Annotated in this window: 13 protein-coding genes; 3 read left to right on the forward strand and 10 right to left on the reverse strand. The window is 72.7% G+C overall.

The window, feature by feature from the left end:
- The 9 genes from BKD26_RS28745 to BKD26_RS28785 form a co-directional block, all read right to left on the reverse strand.
- A partial coding sequence (locus BKD26_RS28745) for a flavodoxin-dependent (E)-4-hydroxy-3-methylbut-2-enyl-diphosphate synthase (protein ID WP_179166743.1) occupies positions 1–598 on the reverse strand: 598 nt, incomplete at its 3' end.
- A 138-nt stretch (positions 599–736) separates the two neighbouring features.
- Positions 737–2,038 carry a site-2 protease family protein gene (locus BKD26_RS28750; RefSeq protein WP_084904102.1) on the reverse strand — a complete coding sequence of 434 codons (1,302 nt, stop codon included), beginning with the start codon at positions 2,036–2,038 and terminating at the stop codon, positions 737–739.
- Positions 2,035–3,285 carry a 1-deoxy-D-xylulose-5-phosphate reductoisomerase gene (dxr, locus tag BKD26_RS28755; protein ID WP_084904106.1) on the reverse strand — a complete coding sequence of 417 codons (1,251 nt, stop codon included), beginning with the start codon at positions 3,283–3,285 and terminating at the stop codon, positions 2,035–2,037. Before dxr ends, BKD26_RS28750 begins: the two co-directional genes overlap by 4 nt.
- Before the next feature lie 47 nt (positions 3,286–3,332).
- Positions 3,333–4,562 carry a 3-phosphoshikimate 1-carboxyvinyltransferase gene (gene aroA, locus BKD26_RS28760; RefSeq protein ID WP_084904389.1) on the reverse strand — a complete coding sequence of 410 codons (1,230 nt, stop codon included), beginning with the start codon at positions 4,560–4,562 and terminating at the stop codon, positions 3,333–3,335.
- Positions 4,563–4,644: 82 nt separating this feature from the next.
- Positions 4,645–6,582, reverse strand: a complete 1,938-nt coding sequence (locus BKD26_RS28765) for an acyl-CoA dehydrogenase family protein (protein WP_084904107.1) — start codon at positions 6,580–6,582, stop codon at positions 4,645–4,647.
- A 150-nt stretch (positions 6,583–6,732) separates the two neighbouring features.
- Positions 6,733–8,175, reverse strand: a complete 1,443-nt coding sequence (locus tag BKD26_RS28770; RefSeq protein ID WP_084904110.1) for an aldehyde dehydrogenase family protein — start codon at positions 8,173–8,175, stop codon at positions 6,733–6,735.
- A gap of 115 nt (positions 8,176–8,290) precedes the next feature.
- On the reverse strand, positions 8,291–9,298 hold the full coding sequence (locus tag BKD26_RS28775; RefSeq protein WP_084904113.1) for an EamA family transporter: 1,008 nt from the start codon (positions 9,296–9,298) through the stop codon (positions 8,291–8,293).
- A 629-nt stretch (positions 9,299–9,927) separates the two neighbouring features.
- On the reverse strand, positions 9,928–11,490 hold the full coding sequence (locus tag BKD26_RS28780) for a PucR family transcriptional regulator (protein ID WP_084904115.1): 1,563 nt from the start codon (positions 11,488–11,490) through the stop codon (positions 9,928–9,930).
- A gap of 77 nt (positions 11,491–11,567) precedes the next feature.
- Positions 11,568–13,610: an ATP-binding protein gene (locus BKD26_RS28785; protein ID WP_084904117.1), complete on the reverse strand. Its 2,043-nt coding sequence runs from the start codon at positions 13,608–13,610 to the stop codon at positions 11,568–11,570.
- 416 nt (positions 13,611–14,026) lie between these two features.
- Between BKD26_RS28785 and gabT the strand changes: the two genes are divergently transcribed.
- The 3 genes from gabT (at position 14,027) to BKD26_RS28800 (ending at position 16,535) form a co-directional block, all read left to right on the forward strand.
- A complete protein-coding gene (gene gabT / locus BKD26_RS28790) occupies positions 14,027–15,361 on the forward strand; it encodes a 4-aminobutyrate--2-oxoglutarate transaminase (RefSeq protein WP_084904120.1) in 1,335 nt (444 codons plus the stop codon).
- A gap of 102 nt (positions 15,362–15,463) precedes the next feature.
- Positions 15,464–16,222, forward strand: a complete 759-nt coding sequence (locus tag BKD26_RS28795; protein WP_084904122.1) for a phosphatase PAP2 family protein — start codon at positions 15,464–15,466, stop codon at positions 16,220–16,222.
- 43 nt (positions 16,223–16,265) lie between these two features.
- A complete protein-coding gene (locus tag BKD26_RS28800) occupies positions 16,266–16,535 on the forward strand; it encodes a hypothetical protein (RefSeq protein WP_073754631.1) in 270 nt (89 codons plus the stop codon).
- A gap of 17 nt (positions 16,536–16,552) precedes the next feature.
- On the opposite strand, the gene BKD26_RS28805 is transcribed toward BKD26_RS28800, so the two are convergent.
- Complete coding sequence (locus BKD26_RS28805; RefSeq protein ID WP_084904124.1) at positions 16,553–17,026, reverse strand: hypothetical protein; 474 nt, start codon at positions 17,024–17,026, stop codon at positions 16,553–16,555.
- Between the last annotated feature and the right edge of the window lie 122 nt (positions 17,027–17,148).

Here is a 17,148-nt window from a genome sequence, read left to right on the forward strand (position 1 = left end):
CGATCATCACGACCGGGTCGTTGTGCTTGACCGAGATCTTGATGTCCCGGAAGCCGTGCTCCTCGAAGAGGGAGGCCTCCCACAGCGCGGACTCCACCAGCGCCTCCGGGGTGGCCTTGCCGTACTTCTCCAGCAGCCGCTTGTCGAGGGAGCCCGCGTTGACGCCGATCCGGATCGGGGTGCCCGCGTCCCCGGCGGCCTTGGCGATCTCCTTGACCTTGTCGTCGAACTGCTTGATGTTGCCCGGGTTGACCCGGACCGCCGCGCAGCCCGCGTCGATCGCGGCGAAGACGTACTTCGGCTGGAAGTGGATGTCGGCGATCACCGGGATCTGGGACTTGCGGGCGATCGTCGCCAGCGCGTCCGCGTCGTCCTGGGTGGGGCAGGCCACCCGTACGATCTGGCAGCCGGACGCGGTCAGCTCGGCGATCTGCTGGAGCGTGGCGCCGATGTCGGAGGTCCGGGTCGTCGTCATGGACTGCACCGACACGGGCGCGTCACCGCCGACGGCCACCGAGCCGACCTGGATCTTGCGGCTGACACGGCGGTCGGCCAGCTTGGTCGGAACGGACGGGATACCGAGAGAAATCGCGGTCATCTGCTGTGCAACCCCAAGGTCTGAATCGCGGTCCCGAGATCGGCGGGCTCCAGCTTCGAGATTACAGGCCCCCAATGACACGGCCGGACACCACGGGGTGTCCGGCCACTGTCGTTCACGCGTACGTACGCCGTGTGTCTACGAGATTTTTACCGGGTTGACGATGTCCGCGACCAGCACGAGCAGCGTGAAACAGATGAAGATCCCCGCCACCACATAGGCGACCGGCATCAGCTTGGCGACGTCGAAGGGACCTGGGTCGGGGCGCCGGAAGACCTTGGTCACGTTCCGGCGTACGGACTCCCACAGCGCGCCCGCGATGTGCCCGCCGTCCAGCGGCAGCAGCGGCAGCATGTTGAACAGGAAGAGGGAGAGGTTGAAGCCGGCCAGGAGGGTCAGGAAGGTCGCGATGATGTTCTGCGTGGGGATGTCCAGGTTCATCACCTCGCCGCTGATCCGCGCGGCTCCGACGACACCCACCGGGGAGTCCGCCTTGCGCTCGCCGTCGCTGAAGGCCGCGTTCCACAGGTCGGGGATCTTGGACGGGAGGGCCACGATGGACTCCACACCGTTCTCGATCATGTCACCCATGCGGTCCACGGACTGGCCGAAGCCGAGCGGAAGGATCTCGGTCCTGGCGGCGAAACCCAGGTAGCCGGCCGGTACGTACTTGCCCTCGACGACCTCGCCGTCCTCGTCCTTCTGGACGACTTCGTTCTTGATCAGGGTGGGGTGGAGGGTCAGTTCACTGCCGTCGCGGACGACCGTGAGGTCGGCGGGGCCGATGGTGTCGCGGATGCGCTGGGAGAGCGTGGCCCAGTCGTCGACCGGCTTGCCGTCGAAGGCGACGATCTTGTCGCCCGGCTTGAGCCCGGCGGCGTGGGCGGGGGACACCGGGTCGCCCTTGGCGCAGGTGTCGCGCTTCTCGCTCTGCTCGATGACGCACTTCTGTACGCCGGCGACCTCCGTCGTCTGGGTCGCGAACCCGAACGTCATCGAGACGCCGAGGAAGATCGCGACGGCCAGGACCAGGTTCATGAACGGGCCCGCGAACATCACGATGACGCGCTTCCACGGCTTGCGCGTGTAGAACAGCCGCGTCTCGTCGCCGGGCTGGAGCTCCTCGTACGCCGCCGACCGGGCGTCCTCGATCATGCCCCGGAACGGGGACGTGGAGCGGGCCTCTATGCGGCCGTCGTCGCCGGGCGGGAACATCCCGATCATGCGGATGTAGCCGCCGGCCGGGATGGCCTTGATGCCGTACTCCGTCTCGCCCTTCTTCCGCGACCAGAGGGTGGGGCCGAAGCCCACCATGTACTGGGGCACGCGGATGCCGAAGAGCTTGGCCGTGGACAGGTGGCCGAGCTCGTGCCAGGCGATGGAGAACAGCAGCCCGACCGCGAAGAGCGCGATGCCGAGGATCGTCAGCCAGATCGTCATGCGCGAGCCTCCGCGGTTGCCTTCGCCGTCAGTTCACGGGCCCGGGCGCGCGCCCAGGTCTCCGCCTCCAGGACGTCCGGCATGGTCAGGGAAGTTCCCTCGGCCGGTGTGCCGTGCTCGGCGACGACCGCCGTGACCGTGTCCATGATGCCGTTGAAGGGCAGCCGCCCGGCGAGGAACGCCTCCACGCACTCCTCGTTCGCGGCGTTGAACACCGCCGGGGCCGTGCCACCCAGCTCGCCGACGTGGCGGGCGAGGCCGACGGAGGGGAAGGCCTCGGTGTCGAGGGGGAAGAACTCCCAGGTGGACGCCGTGGACCAGTCGAAGGCCGGGGCCGCGTCGGGGACGCGCTCGGGCCAGCCGATGCCGAGGGCGATCGGGCCGCGCATGTCGGGCGGGGTCGCCTGGGCGAGGGTGGACCCGTCGGTGAACTCCACCATGGAGTGCACGTAGGACTGGGGGTGTACGACGACTTCGATGCGGTCGAAGGGGATGTCGTAGAGCAGGTGCGCCTCGATGACTTCCAGGCCCTTGTTGACGAGGGTCGCGCTGTTGACCGTGATCACCGGGCCCATGGCCCACGTGGGGTGCGCCAGGGCGTCCTCGCGGGTGACGTGGGCCAGCTCCTCCCTCGTACGGCCGCGGAAGGGGCCTCCGGAGGCCGTGACGACCAGCTTGCGGACATCGGCGCGCGTGCCGGCGGCGAGCGCCTGGAAGAGCGCGGCGTGCTCGGAGTCGACCGGGATGATCTGGCCGGGCTTGGCGACGGCCTTCACCAGCGGGCCGCCGACGATCAGCGACTCCTTGTTGGCGAGGGCGAGGGTGCGGCCCGCCTCGAGGGCGGCGAGGGTGGGCGCGAGGCCGATGGAGCCGGTGATGCCGTTGAGCACGGTGTGGCAGTCGGAGGCCGCGACCTGGGTGGCGGCGTCCGGTCCGGCGAGGATCTCGGGCAGCGGGTCGGAGCCGTACTGCTCCTTCAGCGCCTCCCGCAGCGCGGGCACCGCCTCGTCGCGCGCCACGGCCACCGTACGCACCCGGAGCCGGCGCGCCTGCTCGGCGAGGAGCCCGGCCCGGCCGCCGGCGGCGGACAGGGCGGTGACGCGGAAGCGGTCGGGGTTGCGCAGCACCAGGTCGATGGCCTGGGTGCCGATGGACCCGGTGGAGCCGAGGACGACGATGTCCCGGCGGCCTTCGGACGGATCGAAGGCGATGTGCGGGTCTGCGAGGGGGGCTGGGCTGTCGCTCATGCCCCCCATTCTTGCCGCATCCGCGGCGTGCCCGGACCCGGCATCCCCTAAGCCGGGGAAGTGAACTTCCCCCAATGGGCGTGGAAGTCCGGGAACGTCTTGCGTACGCAACCGGGGTCGTCGAAGGAGATGCCGGGGGTACGGAGGCCGGTGACGGCGAAGGACATGACGATGCGGTGGTCGCCGTGCGTGGTGATTTCCGTGGGGCGGGGGCTTCCTGGGTGGATTTCGATCCAGTCGGGACCGGTGGTGACCGTGATGCCGAGGCGCCGCAGGTTCTCGGCGCACGCCTCCAGCCGGTCGCACTCCTTGACGCGGGTGTTCGCCACGTCCTCGATGCGGACCGGTCCGTCGGCGAACGGGGCGAGGGCGGCGAGCGTCGGCATGGTGTCGGAGATGTCCCGCATGTTGACGGTGAGGCCGCTGAGGCGGCCGGTGCCGCGCACGGTGGTGCCGTCGGCGGTGATCGTCACGTCGGCGCCCATCCGGCGAAGGACGTCGACGAAGGCGAGGTCGCCCTGGAGGGCGTCGGTGCCGAGGCCCTGGACGGTGACCTCGCGGCCGGTGAGCGCGGCGGCGGCGAAGAAGTAGCTCGCCGTGGACGCGTCGGGCTCGATGGCGTACGTGGTGGCGCGGTAGCCGGTCGGGGGGACGGTGAAGACGTTCTTCTGGCGGGTGGGCTCGGCGCCGAAGGAGCGCATCATCGCGAGGGTGATCTCCACGTACGGCTCCGAGACCAGGTCCGTGACGGTGATCGACAGGCCCTCGGTGGTGAGCGGGCCGAGCATCAGCAGGGCGGTGAGGTATTGGGACGACTGCCCGGCGTCCAGGGTGAGCGCCCCGCCCTTGATGCCGGACGCGGCGATCCGCAGCGGGTGGTGTCCCTCGGCGCCCTCGTGGCGCAGGTCGACGCCCAGGGTGCGCAGCGCCTCGGTGAGGGGGCCGAGCGGACGGCGCCGCATCTGCGCGGAGGCGTCGAACCGGAAGTCGCCGTGCCCGGCGGCGGCGAGCGTGGGCAGGAACCGGGCCGTGGTGGCGCCGTCACGGCAGTAGACGTCGGCGGCGGGGGCGGCGGGCCCGGCGGGGCGGCCCTGGACGCGCCACGCGCCGGGGCCGCGCTCGACCTCGTACCCGAGGGCGGTGAGCCCCTCGGCGAACCCCTCGGTGTCGTCGGACACGAGCGGGCGGACGAGGGTGGTGGTGCCGTCGGCCGCAGCGGCGAGGAAGAGGGCGCGGGCGGTGACGGACTTGGAGCCGGGGATGTGGATGACGGTCACGGCGCCCATCCTGCCGGTCCCCGGCGCCCCGGGGGGTGCCTTGTCCATTGCGTGGACCGTCCCCGGGGCGGGTGTACCAGGATCAGCGAATGGGGCGGTGGACGTTTTCCCTTGCCGAGGGGCCCGGGGTGGCGTCGGCGATCCAGGGGCCGTCGCCGCTGGGGTCGATGATGCCCTCCTCGAGCCAGGTGTACGTGCCGGACAGGACGCCCTTGACGACCTTGCGGTCGAGGTCGTCGGTGTTGTTCCAGAGCCGGCCGAACAGCTCCTCCACCCGGATGCGGGACTGGCGGCAGAACGTGTCCGCGAGCTGGTACGCCTCGCGGCCGTGCGCCTCCGTCGTACGCAGCAGCTCCGCCCGTACACAGGCGGCGCTCATCGCGAACAGTTCGGCGCCGATGTCGACGATCCGGCCGAGGAAGCCCTGCTTGGTCTCCATACGGCCCTGCCAGCGGGACATGGCGTAGAAGGTGGAGCGGGCCAGCTTGCGGGAGGTGCGCTCGACGTAGCGGAGGTGGGTGGACAGGTCGGCGTGGCCGGCGGGGTGGAAGTCGGCGTACGCGCGCGGCAGCTGGCCCGGTCCGGCGACGAGTTTCGGCAGCCAGCGGGCGTAGAAAACACCCGCCTGGGCGCCCGCCTTGGCCTTGTCGCCCAGTGTCTTGTCGGGGTCGATGATGTCGCCGGCGACCGCGAGGTGGGCGTCGACGGCCTCGCGGGCGATCAGCAGGTGCATGATCTCGGTGGAGCCCTCGAAGATGCGGTTGATGCGCAGGTCGCGGAGGAGCTGTTCGGCGGGGACGGCCCGTTCGCCGCGCGCCGCGAGGGAGTCGGCGGTCTCGTAGCCGCGGCCGCCGCGGATCTGGACCAGTTCGTCGGCCATCAGCCAGGCCATCTCGGAGCCGTACAGCTTGGCGAGGGCGGCTTCGATGCGGATGTCGTTGCGGTCCTCGTCCGCCATCTGGCTGGAGAGGTCCAGGACCGCTTCCAGGGCGAAGGTGGTGGCGGCGATGAAGGAGATCTTCGCGCCGACGGCCTCGTGGTGGGCGACGGGCTTGCCCCACTGCTCGCGTACGGCGGACCACTCGCGGGCGATCTTCAGGCACCACTTGCCGGCGCCCGCGCACATGGCCGGCAGGGACAGCCGCCCGGTGTTGAGGGTGGTGAGCGCGATCTTCAGGCCGGCGCCCTCGGGGCCGATGCGGTTGGCGGCCGGGACCCGGACCTGGTGGAAGCGGGTGACGCCGTTCTCCAGGCCGCGCAGGCCCATGAAGGCGTTGCGGTTCTCGACGGTGACGCCTTCCGACCCGGCCTCGACGATGAAGGCGGTGATGCCGCCCTTGTGCCCTTCCGACTTCGGTACGCGGGCCATGACGACCATCAGGTCGGCGACCACCCCGTTGGTGGTCCACAGCTTCACGCCGTCGATGACGTAGTCGTCGCCGTCCGGGACGGCGGTGGTGGCCAGGCGGGCGGGGTCGGAGCCGACGTCGGGCTCGGTGAGGAGGAAGGCGGAGATGTCGGTACGGGCGAGGCGCGGGAGGTAGGTCTCCTTCTGCTCGGGCGTGCCGAAGAGTTTGAGCGGCTGCGGTAGGCCGATCGACTGATGGGCGGAGAGGAGGGCGCCTACGGCGGGGCTCACGGAACCGGCCAGGGCCAGGGCCTTGTTGTAGTACACCTGGGTGAGGCCCAGGCCGCCGTACTTGGTGTCGATCTTCATCCCGAGGGCGCCGATCTCCTTGAGGCCGTCGATGACGGCGTCGGGGATGCGGGCCTCGCGCTCGATCAGGGCGCCGTCGATCTTCGTCTCGCAGAAGTCGCGCAGCTTGGCGAGGAACTCCTCGCCGCGCTGGACGTGCTCGGTGGCGGGCAGCGGATGCGGGTGGATCAGGTCGAGCCGGAAGCGGCCGAGGAACAGCTCCTTGGCGAAGCTGGGCTTGCGCCAGTCCTGTTCGCGGGCGGCCTCGGCGACCTGGCGGGCCTCGCGCTCGGAGACTTTGGGCTTGTGGTGGGGGCCGGACATGGTGGGCTCACCTCGCCGCGTCGGGGGGCGGCCGGCCGGTGGTCCTACCGACCGGTGCTACTCGACCGTATTACCCGATTACGCGGGGTACGAAAAGACGGCCGGAGCCCCCGCACAGTGGGCTCCGGCCGCCGGTCTGAGCCGTACGGGCTACAGCGCGAGGCCCGTGAGGACCAGCACTCGCTCGTACGTGTAGTCGTCCATCGCGTACCGCACGCCCTCGCGGCCGACGCCGGACTGCTTGGCGCCGCCGTACGGCATCTGGTCGGCGCGGTAGGACGGGACGTCGCCGATGATCACGCCGCCGACCTCGAGGGCGCGGTGGGCGCGGAAGGCGGTCTGGAGGTCGTGGGTGAACACGCCCGCCTGGAGGCCGAACTTGGAGTCGTTGACCTTGGCGAACGCCTCGGCCTCGCCGTCGACCTTGTGGAGGGTGAGGACCGGGCCGAAGACCTCCTCGCAGGCGAGGGTGGTGTCGGCGGGCAGGTTCTCCAGCACGGTCGGGGCGTAGGTCGCGCCGTCGCGCTTGCCGCCGGTGAGGAGCTTCGCGCCGGCGTTCACGGCCTCGTCGACCCAGGCCTCGACGCGCTTGGCGGCGTCCTCGCTGACCAGCGGGCCGACGTCGGTGGCGTCGTCGGACGGGTCGCCGGTGCCCTGCGCCTCGACGGCGGCGACGACCTTGGCGACCAGGCGGTCGTAGACGGAGGCGTCGGCGATGACCCGCTGCACCGAGATGCAGGACTGGCCGCCCTGGTAGTTGGAGAAGGTGGCGATACGGGTCGCCGCCCAGTCCAGGTCCTCCTCGGAGGACCAGTCGCCGAGGACGACGGCGGCGGCGTTGCCGCCGAGCTCCAGGGTGCAGTGCTTGTGCGGCACGGACTCCTGGATGGCGTAGCCGACCGTGTCGGAGCCGGTGAAGGAGATGACCGGCAGGCGCTCGTCCTTGACCAGGGCGGGCATGCGGTCGTTGGTGACCGGGAGGATCGACCAGGAGCCGGCCGGCAGGTCGGTCTCGGCGAGCAGCTCACCCAGGATCAGGCCGGACAGGGGCGTGGCCGGGGCCGGCTTGAGGATGATCGGCGCGCCGACGGCGATGGCCGGGGCGACCTTGTGGGCGCACAGGTTCAGCGGGAAGTTGAACGGCGCGATGCCGAGGACGACGCCCTTGGGGAAGCGGCGGGTCAGGCCGAGGCGGCCGGTGCCGCCGGCGTCGGTGTCGAGGCGCTGGGCCTCGCCGCCGTTGAAGCGGCGGGCCTCCTCGGCGGCGAAGCGGAAGACGGAGACGGCACGGCCGACCTCGCCACGGGCCCACTTGATGGGCTTGCCGTTCTCGGCGGAGATCAGCTGCGCGATCTCCTCGGTGCGCTCGGCGAGCCGCTTCGACACGTGGTCGAGGGCGGCGGCGCGGACGTGGGCGGGGGTCGCGGCGAACTCGTCGGTCACCGCGTGCGCGGCGGCCACGGCCTCTTCGACCTGGGCCTCGGTGGGCACGGACACCTGGCCGACGGTGCGGCCGTCCCAGGGGGAGGTGACGTCGAAGGTGGTCTCGCCGGTGGCCTGGCGGCCGGCGAGCCAGAAGGCGGTGGCAGTCATGTGCGGATCCCGGCCCTTTCGAAGCTGTGCGGAGTGGGGGTGGGGCTGTCTCTGCTCACACGGTAGGGCCGGGAAGCCGCGCGGTCGCTTGTCCGGGATGGAGTGGTGCTCGGCGTCAGTTTCGCCGTTCCGTACTGACGATCAGGCACACCCCGGCCACGACCACCGCACCGCCGAGGGCGATCGGCCAGGTCAGGGCCTCACCGAGGATCAGCGCGCCCAGGGCGACGGCGACGACGGGGTTGACGTAGGCGTATGTCGCGACGAGCGAGAGCGGGGCGGTCTGCAGGAGCCAGGCGTACGCGGTGAAGGCGAGCAGCGAGCCGAACAGGACCAGGTAGGCGAAGGCGACCCAGGAGCGGGTGGAGAAGGCCGCCACGTCCAGGCCGCGCTGTTCGCCTCGGACGAGCCCGAGGAGGAGGCAGCCGAGGCCACCGGCGAGCATCTCGTACACGCTCGCGGTGAAGGGGTTCGCGGGCATCGGTATGCGGGACGAGGAGAACGAGCCGACGGACCACAGCACGGTCGCCGCGATCACGGTGAGGACGCCGCCGATCCGTACGTCGCCGCTGAGGCCGGGGAGCGTGAGGACGGCGAGCCCGGCGAGGCCGAGCAGGACGCCGGTGTACGCGCCGGGGCCGGGCCGCTCGCCGAAGGCGGTGCGCAGCAGGACGACCCAGGCGGGGACGACCGCGATGAGCAGGGCGGTGAGGCCGGAGGGGACGGAGGTCTCGGCGAGGACGACGAGCCCGTTGCCGCCGAGCAGCAGGAACAGCCCGACGACGGCGGCGGAGGCGAGCTGCGGGCGGCTGACCTTCAGGACGCCGGGGCCGTGCCGCCAGGCCAGCAGGACGGCGAGGAGGGCGCCCGCGACGACGAACCGGACGCCGGCGGAGAGGAACGGCGGCATGGTTTCGACGACGACGCTGATACCGAGGTAGGTCGACCCCCACACCACGTACACGATCGCCAGGGCGGCCCATACGGCGCCGCTGATCCGGCGGGCGGGGGGCGCGGGTCGGGCGCGGGTCCGGGTCCGGGTCCGGGTCGGGGTCGGGGTCGGGGTCGGGGTCGGAGTCCGGGCGGGCGTGGCGGAGGGCGGGTCGACGGCGGGGCTTGTCATGCACCGGAGACTATGGATCTTGCGACCGGAACGGCAAGGAATCTGCCCGTATCCGGGCAGGGGAAGGGCGTTCGCGACCAAGGCTTCCCGTTGTGGGTAGTCGTCCCGCTGGGCGATGGGGGTCCCCCCTGCTCGAGCGAAGCCGAGAGCTTGGGGGAGGGTGGGCACAACGGGACCGGGGCGGTGCCCTTGACGCGGTTCGCCCTGAGGCGGTGCCTGTTCACGGTGCCCGCGGGTGCGGGCCGATGGGGTGGCGGCCACCGCCGGTGGGTGGGGGCGTGGCCCCTCCGGGCTCACCTCCTCGAGGCCGGCGGCCTTGGGAGCTCCCAAGGGAGCCCGCCCGCCGCCGCCGACCTCTGCGGGGGCGACCCTGCACGGCCCCGCCCGGCCGTCGTCCGGCTGCGGGCCGGTCCTCTCCTCCAGGTCGCCGGCGCCCCACCCGTGGCCTGCAGAAATTTGCCCGCCTTCGGGCAGCGGCAAGGGGTTCCGCGATGACGGCGAGCCCGATGGGCGGCGGCCAGCGCCGGTGGGGGTGGCGGCACCGCCGGTGGGCGGCGGCCGGCGCGGTGGGCTGGCGGCCTCTGCGGGGGCGGCCCCGCCCGGCCGTCGTCCGGCTGCGGGCCGGTCCTCTACGTCGCCGGTGCCCCGCCCGTGGCCTTCAGGGCCAGCCACAGCTCCATCCGTACGTCCGGGTCGTCCAGCGAGCGGCCCAGGATCTCCTCGACCCGGCGCATCCGGTACCGCAGCGTGTGCCGGTGGACGCCCAGGTCCGCCGCCGCCGCGTCCCACTGGCCGTGGCGGGAGAGCCAGGCGCGCAGGGAGGCGACCAGGTCGCCGCGGCCGGTCGCGTCGTGTTCGTACAGCGCCCGCAGCATGCCGTCGGCGAAGGCGCGTACGGCGTCGTCGGCGAGGAGCGGCAGGACCGAGCCGGCCGCCAGCTCCTCGTGCTCGACCAGGGCCCGGCCGCGCCGGCGGGCGACCGACAGGGCCTGCTCGGCCTGCTTGTACGCGGCGTTGGCGGCGATCGGGCCGGTCGGGGCCGACAGGCCGATGACCAGCCCGGCCTCCTCGGCCTCCTTCTCGGCGTACGCCTCGCACGCGGCGGCCACCGCGCCCCCGTCCCCGGCGAGGACGACCAGCCGCTCCTCGCCCTCCGGAACCGCCAGCACGGCCTCCCCGGTACGCGCGGCCGCCGCCTCCAGGGTCTCGGCGAGCGCGGGCAGCGGCGCCTCGGCGGCCGGGTCCCGCTCCGCCGACGCCTGCTCGGCGATCAGCAGCCGGAACGGGGCGTCGAGCAGCCCGCCGTACAGGTCGCCCGCCACCGCCCGGGCGTGGTCCGGCTGCCCGGCCAGCAGCATCCGCAGCACCGCGGCGCCGAGCCGCTGCTCGGCCGCCTGGAGGGAGCGCGACCGCTCGGTGGTGAGCGTCAGCAGGGCGATGGCCGAATGGACGGCGTACCGTTCCGCCGTGCCCAGCGGCGCCCCGGTGCCCACCGCCAGCGCGCCCCGCACCCGCCGCCCGCTGCCCAGCGACTGGAGCTCCACCCGGTCCTCGGTGCCGCCGACCACCGCGCTCGCGGGCGCCGACCGCTCCCGCAGCCGCTCCACGTCGGAGGTGAGCCGCGCCGCCCTCCGCGCCGCCCACTCGGGCGCCGCCGCGACCACGGCGCCGGACGCGTCGTACAGCGCCGCCCAGCCGTCCACATGGGCGGCCAGCCGCGCCACCACCGCGGCCGGGCCCTCGGCGAGGGCCGCCCGGGTCATCTCCCGCTGCGCCTCGAACCCGGCGGTCACCGCCCGGTACTGGTCCGCCGCGATCGCCGCCGACACCGCCTTGGAGATGGCCAGGAACGGGGTGCGGCGCGGCACCTCCAGCAGCGGCAGGCCCTCCTCGCGGGCGGCGTCCACGAGCGCCTGCGGCGTCTCGTCGTAGTTGACGCCGACGGCGAAGCCGAGCCCGACGACCCCGGCGGCGACCAGCCGGCGCACATAGCGGCGCATGGCGTCCGGATCCTCGGCGTCCAGCGTCATGCCTGTGATCATCAGCAGCTCGCCGCCCTCCATGTACGGGACGGGGTCGGCGAGCTCACTGACGTGCGCCCAGCGGACGGGCGTGTCGAGGCGGTCCTCCCCGGCGCGGACGGTGAGTTTCAGCGCCGAGTGCTGGACGAGCGAGGCAAGCGTGGGCGGCATGGCTGGGGACCGTCGGACTTTCGGAAGGGGAATTTCGCCGTCCCGTATGAACGACGTCCTTCAATTCTGCCAGGTTGTCACGTACGCAGGTCGACCAGAAGCGGAGGGGTGTGTTCCCCTCGCACGCCTGTCAGGGACAGTACGGCATGCCCGGGAGGCACGGCGTGGGCGAGGTCGGAGGCGGACCAGCGCTGTCGCTCGACCTCCCGTACCGTCACCGCCTCCGCCGTCGCCGCCTTGCCGGTGACCAGGCGGCGCAGGAAGTGCAGGGCCTTGGTGAGCGGCTCGTCGGAGATGATCTGCCGGTTGGTGACGTCCCGGGTCTGCACCCACTCGGTGCCCCAGGTCTCCGCGAACCGCCCGCCGTCCCAGGGCGCGATCCCCGCGAACGCCATCCGGCACCCCACCGCGCCCAGCAGCGGCCCGCGCAGCGCCTCCGGCACGTCCTCCAGGGTGCGCAGGGCCAGGACGACGCCCGCATGGGCGGAGCGCAGCCGCTGGATGGCGCGTACGGAGTCGGCGGTGATCGTGTACGTGGCGTCGTCCAGGACCAGGCAGGCGAACAGCGACCGGTCCGCCCGGCCCAGGGCCGCCTCGGTGAACTGCGCCAGCAGCAGCCGCGCCACGATCCGGGACGCCTCGGCGTGCCCGCGCTCGGGCAGATCGACGCGCACGCGCAGCGGGTGCTCGATGGCCCGCAGCGAGAACCGGCGCCCTTCCCCGTCCGTACGGAAGAACCGCGCGAAAGCCGGCCGGTCCAGGAACGCGATCCGCTCCGCCAGCAGCACGCCGACATCGTCACCGCGCTCGGCCTGCCGCTCCCGCGCGTCCAGCTCCCGCACCTGCGCCGGGTCGTCCGCCACCGCCGCGCGCAGCGCGGCCAGCGCCTTGGGCGCCCCGCCGAGCAGCTCGCGCAGCTCCGGTACGGCGGGGAAGTGGCCGTGCGCGGCCCGGTACGGCCCGATCAGCTGGGCCAGGGCCGTGGCCGCCCGGCGGCTGTCCGGCACCAGGTCGCCGACGAGGGCCTCGGCGAGCATCCGGGCGGCCTCGTCGGGGTCGTCGGCGCCGCCGTACAGGTCGAGGTCGTGCGTGGAGTCCGGGCGGCCCACGGAGACGACCACGTCGAAGGCGCCGTCCGGGGCGAGCGCGGTGCCATGGGCAGTCACGGCGACGACGGCGGCGCGGTTGGCGAGGGCCTGGAGGCACAGGGACTCGGTGACCGGCCGGACCAGCCGGACCGTCTTCCCCGACCCGGCGGGCCCGACCGCCAGCAGCGACGTGCCGAGCACGGCCGGCTCCAGGGCGACCCCGGTGGTGCGCCGGGCGTAGGGGTTACGGGGGTGGTCGGCGGCGGTGCCGATCCGCACCTGGGCGGTGGCCAGGTCGTGCGCGGCGGTACGCACGGGCAGGTCGCGCACGCCGGACGGGTGCGCGCACGCGGCGGGCCCATGGGCGCGCACCGCGTCGGTGAACGCGGCCAGCCGGTCCGGGTGGGTCCGTACGCCCTGCCAGGCCCGCCGGATGCGGGCGTAGTCCACATCGCGCAGCGCCCCGGCCCTGGTCGCCTCGGCGAGCCTCTGGGCGGCCTCGGTCAGCCCGGCGTCCCACAGCTCGGGCCAGTCGACGGGGTCGGCGTCCGGGGGCGGCGGCGGGGGCGGGGCGTCCTTCTTCTTGGCGTACCGGCGCCAGATCTCGGGAACGTGGCCGATCCGGGCGAAAAAGACCAGCAGGCCACCGCCGACGACCGCGTAATAGACATAGCTGGCGGTGGCCCACGTCCCCGGCTGCGTACGCCACTCGTCGGGGGTGAGCACCAGCAGCGGCCAGAGCCAGTAGTGGCCCAGGTACCCGTTCCAGAGCAGGGACCACAGGAGCCAGCCGCTGAGCAGGGCGATCACCGCTCCGGCGAACAGCCGCCGCGCGGGCACCGTCTCCGGCTCCTCCTCCGGCCGCGGCCGGTGCCCGAACCGCCACACCCCGGGCTCGGCCGCCGGCCGGGGCGTACGCAGCCACTGCGCGGTGCCGCCGCCGGCGGGCGCGGGGGCGTGCCGGGGCGGGGGCGGCACGGGCGGCTTGCCGACGTGGGTGCGCCGTGCCTCGTACGTACCGTCGGTGTCCATGAACCCCTGCCCCCTGACCAGCCAGGTCCCGCGCGTCTGTGCCCCCGTCAATGTAGTGCCCGAGCCCGCGTGTTGCGGGAACGTCCTGCCGCAAGACGACATACGGCCTTGGGGTGGGGCCGTGCAGGGTCGTCCCCGCAGAGGTTGGCGCCGAAGGCTGGGCTCCCTTGAAGAGAGACCCAAGGCCGCCGGCCTCGAGGAGACGAGCCCGGAGGGGCCACGCCCCCCCACCCACCGGCAGCAAACAGCCCGCACCGATCCACGCAAACGAGCCCACCGGGGCCCCCTATGTCCGTCCCGGACAAGGACACACCCCCCACCACTCCCTAACGGAGCATGCCGCGCCCCCTCCCCCAGCCCTAGCCTGCGGAAGAAAGAGCAGTAGCGTCCGAAAGACCCCACCCCAGGAGCCCCGCATGACCGATATCCCGCAGGAGCGCCGCGTCGTCACCGCCATCCCCGGCCCGAAGTCGCAGGAGCTTCAGGCCCGCCGTCTGTCCACGGTCGCGGGCGGCGTGGGCTCCGTGCTGCCGGTCTTCACGACCCGCGCCGGTGGCGGCATCATCGAGGATGTCGACGGCAACCGCCTCATCGACTTCGGTTCCGGCATCGCCGTGACGTCGGTCGGCGCGTCCGCCGAGGCGGTCGTGCGCCGGGCCAGCGCCCAGCTCCAGGACTTCACGCACACGTGTTTCATGGTCACGCCGTACGAGGGCTACGTCGAGGTCTGTGAGCAGCTCGCCGAGCTGACGCCGGGCGACCACGCCAAGAAGTCCGCGCTGTTCAACAGCGGCGCCGAGGCCGTCGAGAACGCGGTCAAGATCGCCCGCTCGTACACCAAGCGCCAGGCCGTCGTCGTCTTCGACCACGGCTACCACGGCCGTACGAACCTCACGATGGCGCTGACCGCCAAGAACATGCCGTACAAGCACGGCTTCGGCCCGTTCGCGCCCGAGGTCTACCGCGTCCCGGTCGCGTACGGCTACCGCTGGCCCACCGGCGCCGAGAACTGCGGCCCCGAGGCCGCCGCCCAGGCGATCGACCAGATCAGCAAGCAGATCGGCGCCGAGAACGTCGCCGCGATCATCATCGAGCCGGTGCTGGGTGAGGGCGGCTTCATCGAGCCGGCCAAGGGCTTCCTGCCGGCGATCGTGAAGTTCGCCAACGACAACGGCATCGTGTTCGTCGCGGACGAGATCCAGTCCGGCTTCTGCCGTACCGGCCAGTGGTTCGCGTGCGAGGACGAGGGTGTCGTCCCGGACCTGATCACCACCGCCAAGGGCATCGCGGGCGGCCTGCCGCTCGCCGCCGTGACCGGCCGCGCCGAGATCATGGACGCCGTGCACGGCGGTGGCCTGGGCGGCACGTACGGCGGCAACCCGGTGGCCTGCGCCGGCGCGCTCGGGGCGATCGAGACCATGAAGGAGCTCGACCTCAACGGCAAGGCCAAGCGCATCGAGGAGGTCATGAAGGGCCGCCTCGCCGCCATGCAGGAGAAGTACGAGATCATCGGCGACATCCGTGGCCGCGGCGCCATGATCGCGATCGAGCTGGTGAAGGACCCGGCGACCAAGGAGCCGAACCCGGAGGCCGCCGGCGCGCTCGCCAAGGCCTGCCACGCCGAGGGTCTGCTGGTCCTGACCTGTGGCACCTACGGCAATGTGCTGCGCTTCCTGCCGCCGCTGGTCATCGGCGAGGACCTGCTGAACGAGGGCCTGGACATCATCGAGAACGCCTTCGCGGGCGTGTGACGCTGACTCCCGGCGACCGGTTGTGAAGAAGCCGTGGGGGGCCGATGGCGGGATGGAGATCCGCCTGTCGGCCCCCCGTTCTCTGCCGTACGGTTTCTGCAGATGAGAGAAACACCCCGTCCGCAGGCAACTGCGGGCGGCTCCGGGACGGAGCCTCCCCAGCCTCGTCCTGGTCGTGCCCTCGCGCACACCACCGGAGCTTCCGGCTCCGGATCTCCTCACCGATCGGACAGTCGCCCGCCCCACACCCCCCGGGGCGCGCGGCGCACCGGTCCAGGCGGCCGCCCCGGAACCACCCCCCCTGTTCCGGGGCGGCCGGCTCTTTTCTCCCTCCTCGCCGCTGTCCTCTTCGCGGCCATCACCTGGCAGGTCGCCGCCCACGGCCCCCTCGCCCGCCTCGACGAGCGCGCGAGCCGCGCCCTGGTGGGTCACGGCCCCGCCGCCCTGACCGAGTTCCTCGCCGACCTGGGCAACATGCAGGTCGCCCTCCCCGTGCTGGCCGCCGCGATGGCGTACGCGGTGTGGCGCGGCCGCCGCAGCGAGGCGCTGTACGCGGGGCTCGCCATGGCGCTCGTACCGGCCCTGGTCGTACCACTGAAACTGCTCGTGGACCGGGTCGGCCCGCTCACCTCCGAGACCGGCTACTACCCGTCCGGGCACACGGCGACGGCCCTGGTGGCGTACTGCGGCGCGGCGCTGCTGGTGCACCGGCGCCTCCTGCCGGTCGCCGTGCTGCTGACGGTGGGGACGGGCATCGGGCTGGTGCTGCGCGGCTACCACTGGCCGCTGGATGTGCTGGCCAGCGGCTGCCTGTTCGCGACGCTCCTGCCGACAGCACGACGTTTGCATGGATTGTCCTAGTTTGGGCACTTCGTGGCGTACTGCCATCGAAAGGAGCACCACCATGGTCATCCGGAAGCTTCACCAAATGGGCGTGCGCAGCGAGCACGCGTACGTGGCGGCCTTCGCCTCCATCGGCCTCTCCGTCGCCACCTGGATGGGGTCCCTCAAAATGGAGCCCGGCACTGGACTGGCCCGCGCCGACCGGTGGGGGATCTTCGTCGGAGAGTGGGCACCCACGTTCTTCGGCCTCGGGCTCGCCCTCTCCCACTACGAGCAGCACGACGGCACCCTCATCGTCGACACCCGGGAAGTCCGGAGGGAAGCCGCCTAGGCGCGGCGTAACCTCCATCAGCGGTCCTCATGGGGCCGTGCCCGTCGGCCCGCCCGGCCCGCCGCCTCGTGCATCGCCAGCTCCAGGAGCGCCGGGTCGTTGAGCGTGCCGCTGCCGTCCGGCACCACCAACCAGCGGGCCGCACCCGTCGCCCGTCCCGGGTACGGGACGACGATCCAGGTGCCGCGGCCGGCGGCCCGCATCCCGGTGCCGACCCAGCGGGCGGCGGTGCCCACGGGGACGAAGAAACCCAGGCGCGCCTCACCGGTCTCGGCGAGCAGTACCGGACCCGGCCGGTCGACGAGCCGGCACAGGACGTCGAGGGTGGCGTGGCCGAGCTCGGCCGGAGTGATCAGCACGTCCCAGCGCCGGCCGGCGGGCAGGAGCGCGACCCCGAGGGGGTTGCGCTCCCACTCCCACCGGCAGGCGGCGGGATCCGGCGCCACCGCTGCCAGCCACTCCACCGCGGCCCTGTCCGCCGAACCAGTCATCGCCCGCCGCCTCCATGTCCGTGTCTGTGACTGCCCCGGCGGGCAGTGCGTTCACACGGGGAGAGAGGGGTCCGCGTGGATCATTACGCGGCTGGGGCACCGGCGTGGTGGTGAACGGGGTC

Source organism: Streptomyces sp. CB03238 (assembly GCF_002099185.1).
Taxonomy (GTDB): Bacteria; Actinomycetota; Actinomycetes; order Streptomycetales; family Streptomycetaceae; genus Streptomyces.